Source organism: Adhaeribacter sp. (genome assembly GCF_057359045.1).
In genome coordinates, this window is record NZ_JBMQUD010000043.1 from 130,148 (window position 1) to 144,062 (window position 13,915).

Annotated in this window: 13 protein-coding genes; 5 read left to right on the forward strand and 8 right to left on the reverse strand. The window is 43.5% G+C overall.

Going from position 1 to position 13,915, the window contains the following annotated elements; all coding sequences use genetic code 11:
* The first annotated feature begins 65 nt into the window (after positions 1-65).
* A complete protein-coding gene (locus ACO1R6_RS07850) occupies positions 66-1,118 on the forward strand; it encodes a hypothetical protein (protein ID WP_486263679.1) in 1,053 nt (350 codons plus the stop codon).
* Here the strand turns inward: ACO1R6_RS07850 and ACO1R6_RS07855 are convergent.
* The gene (locus ACO1R6_RS07855) at positions 1,111-1,569 is read right to left on the reverse strand and encodes an anti-sigma factor family protein (protein ID WP_486263680.1); all 459 of its coding nucleotides are present in this window, start codon (positions 1,567-1,569) and stop codon (positions 1,111-1,113) included. The genes ACO1R6_RS07850 and ACO1R6_RS07855 overlap by 8 nt on opposite strands.
* Positions 1,556-2,143, reverse strand: a complete 588-nt coding sequence (locus ACO1R6_RS07860; protein ID WP_486263682.1) for an RNA polymerase sigma factor — start codon at positions 2,141-2,143, stop codon at positions 1,556-1,558. Before ACO1R6_RS07860 ends, ACO1R6_RS07855 begins: the two co-directional genes overlap by 14 nt.
* A 148-nt stretch (positions 2,144-2,291) precedes the next feature.
* Here ACO1R6_RS07860 and ACO1R6_RS07865 point away from each other — a divergent pair, with 148 nt between their 5' ends.
* Positions 2,292-3,131, forward strand: coding sequence for an energy transducer TonB (locus ACO1R6_RS07865; protein WP_486263683.1), 840 nt, complete (start codon positions 2,292-2,294; stop codon positions 3,129-3,131).
* 120 nt (positions 3,132-3,251) lie between these two features.
* On the opposite strand, the gene ACO1R6_RS07870 is transcribed toward ACO1R6_RS07865, so the two are convergent.
* Together ACO1R6_RS07870 and ACO1R6_RS07875 are read right to left on the reverse strand one after the other, a co-directional pair.
* Positions 3,252-3,983 carry a hypothetical protein gene (locus tag ACO1R6_RS07870; RefSeq protein WP_486263685.1) on the reverse strand — a complete coding sequence of 244 codons (732 nt, stop codon included), beginning with the start codon at positions 3,981-3,983 and terminating at the stop codon, positions 3,252-3,254.
* Positions 3,984-4,296: 313 nt separating this feature from the next.
* A complete protein-coding gene (locus ACO1R6_RS07875) occupies positions 4,297-5,385 on the reverse strand; it encodes a proline dehydrogenase family protein (RefSeq protein WP_486263687.1) in 1,089 nt (362 codons plus the stop codon).
* A gap of 300 nt (positions 5,386-5,685) precedes the next feature.
* Between ACO1R6_RS07875 and aroB the strand changes: the two genes are divergently transcribed.
* Positions 5,686-6,723, forward strand: a complete 1,038-nt coding sequence (aroB, locus tag ACO1R6_RS07880) for a 3-dehydroquinate synthase (protein WP_486263688.1) — start codon at positions 5,686-5,688, stop codon at positions 6,721-6,723.
* Positions 6,720-7,967: a 3-phosphoshikimate 1-carboxyvinyltransferase gene (locus ACO1R6_RS07885; protein WP_486263689.1), complete on the forward strand. Its 1,248-nt coding sequence runs from the start codon at positions 6,720-6,722 to the stop codon at positions 7,965-7,967. Before aroB ends, ACO1R6_RS07885 begins: the two co-directional genes overlap by 4 nt.
* Before the next feature lie 62 nt (positions 7,968-8,029).
* On the opposite strand, the gene ACO1R6_RS07890 is transcribed toward ACO1R6_RS07885, so the two are convergent.
* The 4 genes from ACO1R6_RS07890 to ACO1R6_RS07905 all read right to left on the reverse strand — a co-directional run bounded on the left by ACO1R6_RS07890 (position 8,030) and on the right by ACO1R6_RS07905 (position 13,261).
* Complete coding sequence (locus ACO1R6_RS07890) at positions 8,030-8,911, reverse strand: helical backbone metal receptor (RefSeq protein ID WP_486263690.1); 882 nt, start codon at positions 8,909-8,911, stop codon at positions 8,030-8,032.
* 40 nt (positions 8,912-8,951) lie between these two features.
* Entirely contained in the window at positions 8,952-10,214 is a 1,263-nt protein-coding gene (locus ACO1R6_RS07895) for a cation:proton antiporter (protein WP_486263691.1), read from the reverse strand.
* A gap of 257 nt (positions 10,215-10,471) precedes the next feature.
* Positions 10,472-11,542, reverse strand: a complete 1,071-nt coding sequence (locus tag ACO1R6_RS07900) for a M42 family metallopeptidase (RefSeq protein WP_486263693.1) — start codon at positions 11,540-11,542, stop codon at positions 10,472-10,474.
* Positions 11,543-11,719: 177 nt separating this feature from the next.
* Positions 11,720-13,261, reverse strand: coding sequence for an acyl-CoA carboxylase subunit beta (locus tag ACO1R6_RS07905; protein WP_486263695.1), 1,542 nt, complete (start codon positions 13,259-13,261; stop codon positions 11,720-11,722).
* 221 nt (positions 13,262-13,482) lie between these two features.
* Between ACO1R6_RS07905 and ACO1R6_RS07910 the strand changes: the two genes are divergently transcribed.
* Positions 13,483-13,689, forward strand: a complete 207-nt coding sequence (locus ACO1R6_RS07910; protein ID WP_486263697.1) for a hypothetical protein — start codon at positions 13,483-13,485, stop codon at positions 13,687-13,689.
* Positions 13,690-13,915 lie beyond the last annotated feature (226 nt).

A 13,915-nucleotide genomic window follows, 5' to 3' on the forward strand; every position in this document is an offset into this window, starting at 1 on the left:
GGTCACTTTTCTGAATACGGGTGCCCGGTAAAGCAATTTAAAGTCTGAATTTAATTAGTACTGCTATGGTTAACCGCATTCTTTTTCCGTTTTTACTCATTCTGTTGGCCTTTAGCCTGAACAGCTGCTTTAAAAATATTGGCCGGCAAATTACGGCCGGGGTGCGTGACGAATTAACCAAAAGCCAGTTAGATAGTGTAGCCAAAGTCTTATCTAAGAGTGCTGCGCAGGGTGTTTTAGAAGTTGCTTTAAATGATAGTGTGCAGGCCCGGCTGCGGCAACAGGTAGATTCTATGGCGCAGGTAGTAAGCCGGCAAGTGGGCAAGTCGGCGTTGCATTTACGCGATAGTATTTTACTCAGTACCTATACCAATGCGTGGCTGCAAAGTGTAATAAACAAAGCGGGCGCCAACCTGCAGAACCGGGGCAACGATTTTCTGGGGAATATCCGGGGCGAGGAAACCCGTTTGTTTGTAGCCCGGCTGCGCGACGAATTATTGAACGATATTACATTGCAACGCACCGCCCATTTTCGCGACGAGTTACTGGGTGTAAAAACCCAAATATTAGCCGATTCACTGGCACAGCGTTTGGCCCGCGGCCTCATCAAAAACCAGATTAACCCCGGTACTGATAAAATTATTGCTAACCTTAACAAAGTTACCACGGCCAAAATAAAAGATGCCCGCCGGCTGGCTTATCTGGCCGGGGGAGTAGCTTTACTTATTGCGGGAATTACTTTATTGGTATACCGGCAAGCGCGTAAACACAAAGAAACCCTTAAAATAATAACGAAGCAAATTGATAAAATTCCTGATCAGGGTGCCTACGACCAGTTAGTAACCGCCATCCGGCAAGAGACCGAAACCAAAGGTTTGGAGCCACATTTGCAGGAAATATTAAAAGAAGAACACCTGTACCAGCAACCGGCGTGGCAGGAAAAAGATTACCAGGTGCTAAACCTAATCTCCCATTATTTACACGATATTCAGAATGATAAAACGGGGCAAGTAGTTTTGCAGGATTTAGCGAGCCGGGCAAAAAGCGTAAACCTCGACGATCAGCTTCAAAGTTTATTAAAGCGCACCAAACCTGCCGAAATATATCAGCCTACTTAATTACCGCTGTGGCGTACGGTTGGGGAGCAGTCGGCGCGTAAAAAGAGTTTTGGGGTATGGTTTGCGTGGCCGGAGCGGGTGCTTTTATTTTATTGGGTTGGCTGGTTTGTTTTACCTGGTACCACACAATTAAAGCGGCAATTAAAATAATAAAAAGAATAATAGTAGTTAAGCCCCAGTTTTTCAGGTGCTGCATAAAGTCTTTTGTATTCCGCCGCGAAACCCGGTTTTTTACCTGGTAATTTATTTCGAAAAGCTGCTGCTGGGTACTTTCTTTCGTTGTTAAACTTAATCCCGACAAGGCATCGTTGCACAAGTCGCAGTCCAGCAGGTGCTGTTCTATCTGTTGCCGGTTAGCGGCCGGTAACTGGTTATCCAGGTACTGGTACATTTCCTCTACCGACAAATGGTTTTCTGAGGTGCTGATTACCGGTGTGTTACGATTGTTCATGGTGCTTTTGTAGGTATATTTTTAAATTACGTTTACCGTTCTGGATGTAGCTTTTTACTTTATTTATTTCATATCCTGTAATTTGGCTTATCTCCTGGTAGCATTTTTTTTGCAGGTAAAAAAGGTCCAGGCAAAGGCGTTGTTCTTCCGGAATTAAAGTCATGCCGGTTTCCAGCATCTTTAAGGTATGCTCGTGCTGCAAAGCGGTTTCGAAGTTGGTATCTTCGCTGGCTACCGGCAGTTCGGCAAAATCCTGCCCGGTAACTTTATCGGCCCTTAATTTACGATTACGCAAAGCCATCAGGCAATGGTTTTTCACCAAAACATACAGCCAGCTTTCAAATTTTTGTACCTGCTGCGATTTTAACGCCTGCATTATTTTTTCAAAAATCTGCATAACCGCGTCTTTACTGTCTTCTTCGTCTTTTAAATACTTCAGACAGGTACCATATACCAGGTGCGTGTGCCGCTGGTAAAGCTCGGCCACAAAAGCCGGATCGTGCGTAGTCTGGTACACCCGGATCAGGTCTTCGGTGGTATGGTGCGATTGTGGTTTTTTGCGCCGGTTAAACATAGTACTTATAAGATGCCGGAAGTTAAGAATTCCATAAAATATTAGAGAAAATATATGGAAAACGATAGGCTGTTACATCTTATTAGCAAAGAAGCATTACTGCAGCAGCATTCTTCCGGATTATTTACTTTTTAACGAAATAACGAAAATGGAAGCAAAAACCTTACCTGTTTCCTCTTTAAACGATATTGTGTTTGAAGGGCGAAACAAAGCCTATGGCGCTTATGTATTACGGCAAAATTATAACCAGGAACTAACCAAAGCTGCCGGTATTTCTTTCTCGTCGGTACTGCTTTTATTAGCCGGGTTGTACGTGGCGGTGCAAGCCGGTTCAGAGGCAATCGAAGCTCAGCCGGATTTAGAAAAAGATAAACGGGTTAATGAAATTATACTGGAACCCAATATTCCTAAGGAGCTGAAAGCCGAGCCCGCTATGGGTACAGCAGCCGAAGCTTTACCGAAAGAGGTTAAAACCAGCGTGGCTACAAAAGATTTCCGGAATATAAAAATTGTATCAGATTTAACGCCGGTAGATGATATTATTCCGGACCAAAGTGACTTTGCCCAAGCTGAACCTGGCCTGGTTACCCAAACCGGGGCAATGCCCGGTACTACTGCGCCGGAAATGGGAGTACTAGGAGAGGGCACTGCCGGCACGAATACTGACACCGAAGCTCCTTTTCTTTCGGTAGAACAAATGCCGGAATTTCCGGATGGTTTAGCCGCTATGTACCGGTTTATCAGTAAAAATTTACGGTATCCGTCCGAGGCCCAGGCGCGTGGTTTAGAAGGAGCGGTAGTCGTTACTTTTGTGGTAAGTGCTACCGGTCAGATTTCGAATATTCAGGTTATACAGGATATTGGTGGAGGTGCGGCCGCTGAGGCAGAACGGGTAATTAAAAAAATGCCCAACTGGCACCCGGGCCGGCAAAATAACCGGGCTGTTCCGGTACGGTTTACCTTGCCTATTAAGTTTAAACTTAACTAAAAATATAGCTTTTGATAAACAGCACTGTTGCTATATTTATCTGAGCAGGCTTAGAAACTTAGTAAAACAAAAAGAGGCGCTGGCAAATATTGCCAGCGCCTCTTTTTAGGAGACTATATATTAGCGGTAAATACTTTCGCCATTACTGTTGCGCCACTCACTTTCGAGGTAACGGGCATCTTCTTCGTTACGGGGGTGTACACCCATTACAATGCCACCATCTTTAACGCCGTGCTCATATTCTTTTGCACGATCTTCCGGAATACCAGAACCAACTAAGGCTCCCAGTAAACCACCGGTTAAACCACCGGCACCGGCGCCAGCTAAACCAGCCGCCAGCGGACCAGCTACAATTAAACCTAAACCGGGTACAGCTACCGAAGTACCAATAGCGGCTACGGCTCCCACAATGGCTCCTAAAGTACCACCAATGGCCGAACCAGCGCCAGCTCCTTCTAAAGCTTTATCGCCTAAATCAGTGTGGGCGGTATCGTCGTTAAAGTGTCTTTTACGGGTATCATCCGACATAACCAAATTTACATCGTCTTTGGTATATCCACGGCTGCTTAAAGAGTTATAGGCTCTTTCGGCGCTGCTCCGGTCTCTAAACATACCTGTCATCATCCGCGAAGTACCAGTAGAGCCTGACATAGAATTACCGGAGTTGTAGTTCTGGTTAGAACCAGACATGCTGCTGTCACTCGATGACGACAGATCGCTGTTGGAATTATAAGCAGAACCGCTCATGTTGGATGAATTCATATCAGACGAACCGGAATTAAAATTGCGGTTGGTATTATTATTTTGATTATTAAAATCAGAGCCAGAATTATTGCCTGTGATATTTTCCATAGTTTTACGTTTTATATTAAGATTATAAATATACCCAGGTTGGTTATTTGGGGCCTGGGCTTATACCCAATCTAAACGGCTGATATTGTTTTTAGTTACAAATACGGGTTATGGAAAAGATGTACAGGTAAATATTAAATTATCTATATCTCTGTTTGTAAAAGCACAGTTGTTAAGGTTTGTTTAAAGATTCTTCTGCTAAATTAATTTCTTTTTAAGAATATGCACGGGTTATTAAATTTATATAAAATTTTTATTCAAGCTGGTAAACGTCGGAATTAAAAAGATAAAAATAGCAAGTATAAATACGTAGTTACTGCTTCTCTTTTTTTCGCCGGTTTATTTCTTTTTTAATCAAATTAAATTCGCGGCTGCTTTGGCCGGCAATGGCTGTATTTTCTTCGGCCCGGCGCAACAAGTAAGGCATTACTGCTTCTACAGGTCCGTAGGGAACATACTTGGCTACATTGTAACCAGCATGGGCTAAGTTATAAGATAAATTATCGCTCATGCCAAAAAGCTGGGCAAAATAAATGCGTTTATCCTGGGGCATAATTTGGTGTTGGCGCATTAAGTCTAATAAAAAATAACAGCTTTCTTCGTTGTGGGTACCGGCGCAAACAGCCATGCGGTCGAGGTGTTCTACACAAAAAGTTAAAGAATCATTAAATAATTTGTCGGTTGCTTCTTTACTGGGGTTTATGGGGTTGGTATAACCTTTTTCCTGCGCTACGCGGGCCTCTTTTTCGAGGTAAGCGCCCCTTACCAACTTGGCGCCAATTAAATAACCACCGGTCAGGCCATCCTGGTAGTCCTGCTGCAGTACTTCTAACCGGTCGTGGCGGTACATCTGGTAGGTATTGTATACAATTACAGTTTCTTTGTTGTATTTCCGCATCATTTCAACGGCTAAGTGGTCTATGGTTTCCTGGAACCAGCTTTCTTCGGCATCAATAAAAACTTTAATGCCGTAACCATGTGCGCGTTGGCAAATAGTGTTAATCCGATCGTAAGCTCTTTTAAAAGCTTTTTCTTCGGCTTCGGTTAGCGGTAATTTGTCCTGTACTTTTTTAAGCAAAGTACCATCGGCCAAGCCTGTAACTTTAAAAACCGAAAAAGGAATGTGTTTAGACGTGTTTGCTTTTTCGATAGTAGCTAATATTTCTTTGTAAGTAGCATCAAAGCTGTTTTCGTCGTTTTCGCCTTCTACCGAGTAATCCAGGATGGTACCAATGTTGGCTTCGGCCAGGCTTTGGATGGCTTTGTTACATTCGAGTAAATTTTCGCCGCCGCAAAATTGCCGGAAAACGGTTGGTTTAATTAAAAATTTAATCGGCAAATGCCACTGAATTGCTTTCTGAACCAAAGTGCCGCCGGTTTTTACCAGTGCTTTTTTGTTCATAGTCGCAAATAACGTATACATTTTTAAAAGATCTGCGTCAGATTTTGTGGCAAACGCAACAGCCGTATTGTCAAAAGAAACGGATTTTTCCGGGTTCATGGATTTAATAATTTGAGCCTGCAAAAATAGATTAACAAAGCGAATAAAATAATTGTTTAAGCGAGGTAATTGGATTAACCGTACTTTACTTATTGCCTTAAACCGGTAGAACTTGCCGCAGGTTTATGTAAACACACAGATTTAATATTTGCGAAAAGTATATTTTAGTATTTACTTTGGGCATACTAAAATTTGCAGCTTTTGTTCCAAAATATTCATATCGGCGCGGATGCTTTAACCGACCTGGCCCAATTTCTGGAAAACCGCGCTTTCGATAAAATTGTTGTTCTTACCGACAACAATACTTTTAATCATTGCTACCCGCAATTAAAACCTTATTTGCCGCCGCACGAATTAATTAAAGTTCCGGCCGGCGAAAAAAATAAAAACCTGGAAACCTGTACCCACATTTGGGAACAAATGACCCAGATGCAGTTAAGCCGCTGGTCGTTGTTAATAAATTTGGGTGGCGGCGTAATTGGCGATATGGGCGGTTTTTGTGCCGGCGTATTTAAACGGGGCATTTATTTTGTGCAGGTACCTACTACTTTATTGGCGCAGGTAGATGCCAGTGTGGGGGGTAAGACCGGGATAGATTTTAACGGCTTAAAAAACCATTTGGGCGTTTTTCAGGAGCCCTTAAAAGTATTTATTTACCCGCCGTTTCTCCAGACTTTACCATTGCCCGAACTTAAATCGGGTTACGCCGAAATAATTAAACATTGGCTTATTGCCAAGAAAACTTCTTTTGAAGAACAAAAAAATATAGGGCTGCTTACCGAAGACTGGACCGGGTTAATTACCGAATCGGTGGGGATTAAAGCCGAAGTGGTAGCCGCCGACCCGCAGGAAAGAGGTTTGCGTAAAATCTTGAACTTTGGCCATACGGTTGGTCATGCTTTAGAAACTTTTTGTTTAGATAAACCCGGCATACATTTGCTGCACGGCGAAGCCATTGCGGTGGGTATGATTTGCGAAACCTACCTGTCGCGGCAAAAAGGTTTGCTTACCGAAGAAGAGCAAACGGCCATTGACGTATTTATTTCTTCGGTTTACCCCCAAGCTACCATTGCGGCAGCCGATGTACCGGCCATTGCGGCTTTGGCCCTACAAGACAAAAAAAATACCGGCTCCCAAATCAGGTGTACGCTTATAGCGGGCATTGGCCACGCCATTTTCGATCAACCCATTACCTTAGCGGATATAGAAAATTCGCTGCATTATTACCGCTCTTTATGATATCTGCAGAATCTCTTACAAGTATAAATATTACGCACCCGTCGGCTACTTTACAAGGTACCGTAACTTTACCGGCTTCAAAAAGCGAAAGCAACCGGGCATTGATTATTCAGGCGCTCTCTGGAGCGGGCTCCCAATTGTATAATTTATCGGAGGCCAACGATACCCAGGTAATTACCCGGCTATTAAACCAAACCGCGGCCGAGCTGAATGCCGAAGATGCGGGCACCGTTATGCGGTTTATGACCGCTTACCTGGCGGTAACGGGCCAGGAAAAAACCATAACCGGGACGTCGCGTATGCAGCAGCGCCCCATTGGTGTTTTGGTTACCGCCTTGCGGCAATTAGGTGCCCAGATAGATTATCTGGGGCAGGAAGGTTTTCCGCCTTTGGCTTTCCGGGGTATTGATCGGTCGGGGGCTTATCCCCAGTTATTGCAGGTGCGCGGCGATATTAGCAGCCAGTATATTTCGGCTTTGCTAATGGTAGCTCCTTTGTTTCCGGATGGCTTAACCCTGGAACTAACCGGTAAAGTTGGTTCGCGGCCTTATATTCAAATGACGTTGGCTTTAATGCAGCATTTTAGTGTAAAAGGCTATTTCGAAGACAACATTATCCGGGTACCACCCCAAACCTATCAACCGGCTACTTACACCATCGAATCGGATTGGTCGGGCGCGAGCTACTGGTACAGCATGGTTGCGCTGGCCAAAGAAGCTACGGTAGAATTAAAAGGATTGCGGGAAAACTCTTTTCAGGGTGATAGTGTAATTGCCCAGATTATGTTGAATATAGGCGTAAAAACCACTTTTAACCCCGATGGTGTTACGCTCACCAAAACCGATGAACTAAAGACTTTTTCTTTTGATTTTTCGGATTGTCCGGATTTAGCCCAAACCATTGCGGTGGTATGTGCGGCCAAAGGCTTGGCGGCCGAAATGACCGGCTTAGAAAGTTTACGCATTAAAGAAACCGACCGCATTGCGGCCCTGCAACAGGAACTCCAAAAAATTGGCGGCGACCTCGAAGACCTGGGCCACGGTTTATTCCGGGTAAAACCAGCCACTAACGTAAACAGCAACCCGGTTTTCCATACTTACGAAGATCACCGCATGGCCATGGCTTTTGCGCCTTTGGCATTGTTAGGCCCAATAACTATAGAAGAACCACAAGTGGTACGGAAATCTTACCCGCGTTTTTGGGAGGATTTAGGAAAGATGGGTTTTGAGTTGCAAAAGAACTAATTGCCTTTTAAATCAAGACAAATTGTTAAAAGAAAAAGGAATATTTTAAGCCAGGCTATTGCTTAAAATATTCCTTTTTCTTTTAACAATTCCTGTCGTAAAGTATTCAGGTAGGCGGCTGTGTGTTGTAGCCGGCTACCGTACCAGCTAAATAACTCGCCATCAATTAATTTAATTTTGGCAGTCGGGCAAATTTCCTGCATTTCCCGGAAGTGTTTTTCCTGAAAAGGGTAGGGCTCCGATGATAATAAAATTACTTCCGGATTGGCTGCCGCTAAATCTTCGGCCTGGATTACCGGGTACCGGTTTAAATGTCCAAACACATTTTTAAAGCCCGCTAGCTGCATCAGGTGGTGAATAAAAGTATCTTGCCCGACACTCATGTAAGGCTTACGCCAGATAAAATAAGCTGCCGCAAGAGGAGAGAAGTCCGGCAAAGTGGCAAAACTCTTCTCTATCTGTTGTATTATTTTTTCTGCTTTTAATTGGGTACCGGTAATCTGACCTACGGCGTGGATCATAGTGAGGGCATCCGGTAGATTAAAAATATCGCTTACCCAAACCGGAAATTCTTTTTGCAAGTTCAGGATACCTTCCTGGTAATTTTCTTCTTTGTTGCCAATAATTAAATCGGGCTGTAGCTCCCGGATAATTTCCAGATTAAAGTTTTTGGTGCCACCAATTATGGCTTTGGATTTTACCTGCCCGGCCGGATGAGTGCAAAATTTGGTAATGCCTACTACCCGATCGGCTAAACCTAAATCAAATAAAAGCTCGGTTTGGGAGGGAACCAGAGAAATAATGCGCTGCGGAGGTGCGGGTAAATATACCTGGTTTTGGAGTTGGTCGGTAAAGGTTGCCGGATATTTAGTTGTTTGCATGGTGCTGGCCGCAAATAATGCTGCAATATAAGAACCAGTTAGCTTTTGGGCTGGTACAAACATTATTTGTTTTTAAATAACCATAGCCAGCTAAATTAATTAACTAGTGCGGTACGGTCGATTTTAAAGAATGACGTTTTAGCCATTTTATAAATTTTTCCATAGTTAACCCTTGTATAGCCAGGGAAATTAAAACTACTACATACGTAACGGTTACAATAGTTTCTTTATTCATAGCATTAGGTAGCGATAACGCCAAAGCAATAGAAATACCGCCCCGTAAGCCGCCCCAGGTCATAATGGGCAAAGTATGGGGTTCAAATGTTTTGCGTAACCCTAGTAGGTAAGACGGAAAAGCCAGCGAAATAAACCGGGCCAGTACTACCAAGATGGTAGCTACTACACCGGCAATAAGGTAAAAAGAGTTAATTGAAATAAGCATTAATTCCAGACCAATCAATACAAACAAAGCAGCATTTAATATTTCGTCTACCATTTCCCAGAACTTGGTTACATAATCGAGGGTAGTTTCCGACATAGCTGTTTCGGTAGCGCGGTTGCCGATAAACAAGCCCGCTACTACCATGGCCAATGGACCCGAAAAATGTAAATATTGCGCCAAACTGTAGCCACCCATAACCATGGCCAGCGAAATGAGCACCTCGGTTTGGTAGTGGTCAATGCTTTTCATGAGGCGATAACCCACATAACCCAGCCCCAACCCGAGCAAAATGCCGCCGCCAACTTCTTCTAAAAGTAAAAAGCCGATATCGCCGGCATCTACTTCGGCTAATCCGGTTTGGGCAATACCTAGTAACGACAAAAATACCACTACTCCTACACCGTCGTTAAATAATGATTCTCCGGTAATTTTAACTTCCAGCGACTCTGGTAAGTTAGCCTTCCGTAACAAACCCAGAACCGCCACCGGATCAGTAGGTGAGATTAAGGCCCCAAAAAGCAAACAATGAATAAAAGGAATTGGTTGGTTAAGTATTTGTAGTAAATAAAAAAAAGCGCTGCCCGTTATTAGGGTAGATATCAGTACCCCCACGGTAGCAAAAATAAGAATTGGCCATCTTGATTGCCGAAGCGATTCCAGGTTGGTGTGCATGGCCCCGGCAAATAGTAAAAAGCTAAGCATTACATCCAGCAATATTTCTGAGAAATCAATGCTGGCCAGTTTGGTTTCTACAGCTGTTTCAAAAGCCGGCAATACTGCGCCGGCGAATTGCACCAGTACCGATAAAACCAAACCTGCTAAAAGTAAACTAATAGAGGTGGGCAACCGAAAGAAACGATGGTTTAGATAAGCCACCAGTGCCGATAAAACCAGAATAACCGAAAAAACGTGGAAAAATTCCATAGCAGCAGTTAAATACGGGTACTGGGTTTCCAGAACCTGATTCAGAAGTAAAGTAATACCGGTATGTTAACGAGAAGGTTTGCCAAAGCCCTTAAAATAAAATTGCAATACAGGTAAAAGAATATGAAAGATTAGCTTTCCGGTACAGATAGAATATGCAATTGGCTAAATGGGGGTAAAGGAATGAAAAAAAAATCCTGCCTATTTATAAGCAGGACTTTCCAGTGTTTGTTTGTTTGGTGTGATTGATAAAATTTTTATTGTAAATACCGGAAGTCATGACCGGCGGGTAGCTGCACCAAAAACTCATAAATGAGCTTCGTTACATTTTCTACATCGTCTTGGTGCACGGTTTCTACGGTGGTATGCATATATTTTAACGGCAAAGAAATGAGCGCTGCTGCCACACCTTCGCTGGAGTACGCAAAAGCATCGGTATCGGTACCGGTGGCACGGGTAGCCGAAGCCCGCTGAAAAGGAATTTCTTTTTCCTGTGCTACCCGAATAATCATATCCCGAACATTATTTTGCACCGCCGGGCCATACGTGATTACCGGACCTCTACCGCAATGTAAATCGCCGCTGGTTTTTTTCTCGTACATGGGGGCTTGGGTATCGTGGGTAACGTCGGTTATAATGGCCACGTTCGGTTTAATCCGGTGGGCAATCATTTCGGCACCGCGTAAACCAATTTCTTCCTGCACTGCATTTACAATGTAGAGGCCAAATGGCAAGGTTTTTTTGTTTTCCTTTAGCATCCGGGCTACTTCCGCAATCATAAATCCGCCGATGCGGTTATCTAGGGCCCGACCAACATAGTATTTATTGTTCATGGTCATAAACTCATCGTCGAAAGTAACAACGGAGCCCACGTGTACACCCATGTCTTCTACTTCCTGGCGGCTACTGGCACCGCAATCCAAGAAAACGGTTTCTATGGTAGGGGCTTTATCTTGTTCTATTTTCCGGACGTGAATAGCCGGCCAGCCAAATACTGCCTTTACCACACCTTTAGCCGTATGAATATTTACGCGTTTAGATGGGGCAATTAAGGCATCGGAGCCGCCATTGCGCCGGACATAAATATAGCCTTGGTCAGTAATATAATTTACAAACCAAGATATTTCATCGGCGTGCGCCTCAATTACTACTTTATATTCGGCCTCCGGATTAATTACACCTACTACGGTGCCGTATGTATCAACAAAATATTCGTCGATATAAGGTTTGATGTATTCTAACCATACTTTTTGGCCTTCTACTTCAAAACCGGTCGGGGCGGCCGTGTTTAAATATCTTTCTAAAAAAGCAAAGCTTTCCTGTTTCATTTAGTTTAATAATAAAATGGCGGGCATTTAGCCCAAATTATAAATCATCTTCAGCAATTAACCTTTCTAAGTCAGGAGATTTATTTGGAGAGCGATACAAGTACAAACACAATAATAAATTAAAATATAAAATTATATTAAAATTTTTATATATTAAAATTTTTGAATATAAATATTTCAAAGAGGAATATTACCATGTTTTTTCCGGGGCAGATTTACAACTTTATTCTGCAGCATCGAAAAGGCTTTAATTAATTTAGCTCGGGTTTGGGCCGGCATAATTACCTCGTCTATAAAACCCCGGTGCGCAGCCCGGTACGGTGTGGCAAATTTCTGCTGGTATTCTTCAATTTTTTCGGCCAGTTTAGCTTCCGGGTCTTCTGCCTGGGCAATCTCCCGTTTAAATATTATTTCGGCGGCTCCTTTTGCGCCCATTACGGCAATTTCGGCGGTTGGCCAAGCATAATTTAGATCGGCGCCAATGTGTTTAGAATTCATTACGTCGTAAGCACCACCGTAAGCTTTACGGGTAATTACAGTAATCCGGGGCACAGTAGCTTCCGAAAAAGCATACAATAATTTAGCACCGTTACTGATAATACCCCGCCATTCCTGATCTGTGCCCGGTAAAAAGCCCGGAACATCTTCAATAACCAACAATGGGATATTAAAGCTGTCGCAAAAGCGTACGAAACGTGCGCCTTTGGTTGATGCATGCCTGTCTAACACACCTGCCAAAAAGCCGGGCTGGTTGGCTACAATGCCAATACTACGGCCTGCCAATCGGGCAAAGCCTACTACAATATTTTCAGCAAAATCTTTATGAACCTCTAAGAAAGAATCGGCATCGATTAAATGGGTAATTATTTCGCGAACGTCATAAGGCTGCAAGGCTGCTTCGGGCAATATGTTGTTAAGCTCGGGGCGCAGTTCGTTGGTCGACTCGTAAGGCAATGCGGGTGCTTTATCCTCGCAGTTTTGCGGCATATAGCTTAGTAATTGCTTGATGTGTTGTATAGCAGCTATCTCATTAGCGCAGGCAAAATGCGTAACGCCCGATTTACTGGCATGCGTATTTGCTCCGCCCAGTTCTTCTGATGTTACTATTTCGTGGGTAACGGTTTTTACTACGTTTGGCCCGGTTACAAACATGTATGACGTATGCTCGACCATCAAAATAAAATCGGTAATGGCAGGCGAGTACACCGCGCCACCCGCACATGGACCCATAATGGCAGAGATCTGCGGCACTACGCCAGATGCCATGGTATTGCGGTAAAAAATATCGGCATAACCACCTAATGATACCACACCTTCCTGGATCCGTGCGCCACCTGAATCGCATAAGCCAACAACGGGCGCCCCATTCTTAATGGCCAGTTCCATGATCTTACAGATCTTTTCGGCATGGGTTTCTGATAGCGATCCGCCAAAAACGGTAAAGTCCTGCGAGTAAACATAAACCAGGCGGCCGTTAATGGTTCCGTAGCCGGTAACCACACCATCCCCGGGGTATTTTTCGGTTTCCATACCAAAATCGGTAGACCGGTGGGTAACCAGCATACCTATCTCCTGGAAAGAACCTTCGTCCATTAAAAAGTGTAATCGTTCGCGCGCGGTTAGTTTGCCTTTTTTATGCTGACTCTCTATACGGGCCTCGCCACCACCTGCCAGCGCCTTGTCGCGTTTATGTTTAAGTAACTTTATTTTATTATCCACAATAGTAATTATAGTGTAAGATGATAAAATTAATAATAAAAATGAAGAATAGTCGTTTGGCAGAATAGGAAACGAAACAAGAATTTATATCTTTGCCAATAGTGAACGCTAAGAGTAAAATAATAGGTGTTATATTGATGTGCGTCTTCGTAGTGAAGATGAGCATATCGCTTGTGCCTTTATTTTCTTTTTTAGATAGCAACACGGCACGCGCTGTTATAATGCAGCTTGAGCAAGAGAGCAAAGGCGAGAAGGAGAACCCTGACAAAGATGCTTTTAAAGAGAAAAAGAGTTTTGACGACCACTTGTTAACTCTTTTTCATTTCGATCCGTTTTTGATCGAAACCAACTTTCTGCACAACCAGGAACACTCTCTTTTGGTTCAACTTTACCATCCGGTAATACCCACACCTCCTCCCAACGTTTAAATGAAAGTGACCCGGGCACCGCTCGGGACTAAACTGCTATTCATTTAAATTTTCATTCAATTTTTTTTCTTTATGTATTCAAAGCAAGATGGGACTGCTATGGGCGGTCTTAATCTCCAAAAATATTTTTTGGCAAAAAACCTTAAGAAGGATCTTCCTTCAAGTATTGTTGTTTTTTTAGTCGCGCTGCCGTTGTGTTTAGGTATTGCGCTGGCATCGGGTGCAC

What these genes read in the sequence shown, in the direction of transcription:
- ACO1R6_RS07850 (WP_486263679.1), top strand. Translation starts at nt 66, where the DNA reads ATGGTTAACCGCATTCTTTTTCCGTTTTTACTCATTCTGTTGGCCTTT.
- ACO1R6_RS07855 (WP_486263680.1), bottom strand. Translation starts at nt 1,569, where the DNA reads ATGAACAATCGTAACACACCGGTAATCAGCACCTCAGAAAACCATTTG.
- ACO1R6_RS07860 (WP_486263682.1), bottom strand. Translation starts at nt 2,143, where the DNA reads ATGTTTAACCGGCGCAAAAAACCACAATCGCACCATACCACCGAAGAC.
- ACO1R6_RS07865 (WP_486263683.1), top strand. Translation starts at nt 2,292, where the DNA reads ATGGAAGCAAAAACCTTACCTGTTTCCTCTTTAAACGATATTGTGTTT.
- ACO1R6_RS07870 (WP_486263685.1), bottom strand. Translation starts at nt 3,983, where the DNA reads ATGGAAAATATCACAGGCAATAATTCTGGCTCTGATTTTAATAATCAA.
- ACO1R6_RS07875 (WP_486263687.1), bottom strand. Translation starts at nt 5,385, where the DNA reads ATGAACAAAAAAGCACTGGTAAAAACCGGCGGCACTTTGGTTCAGAAA.
- ACO1R6_RS07885 (WP_486263689.1), top strand. Translation starts at nt 6,720, where the DNA reads ATGATATCTGCAGAATCTCTTACAAGTATAAATATTACGCACCCGTCG.
- ACO1R6_RS07890 (WP_486263690.1), bottom strand. Translation starts at nt 8,911, where the DNA reads ATGTTTGTACCAGCCCAAAAGCTAACTGGTTCTTATATTGCAGCATTA.
- ACO1R6_RS07895 (WP_486263691.1), bottom strand. Translation starts at nt 10,214, where the DNA reads ATGGAATTTTTCCACGTTTTTTCGGTTATTCTGGTTTTATCGGCACTG.
- ACO1R6_RS07900 (WP_486263693.1), bottom strand. Translation starts at nt 11,542, where the DNA reads ATGAAACAGGAAAGCTTTGCTTTTTTAGAAAGATATTTAAACACGGCC.
- ACO1R6_RS07910 (WP_486263697.1), top strand. Translation starts at nt 13,483, where the DNA reads ATGCAGCTTGAGCAAGAGAGCAAAGGCGAGAAGGAGAACCCTGACAAA.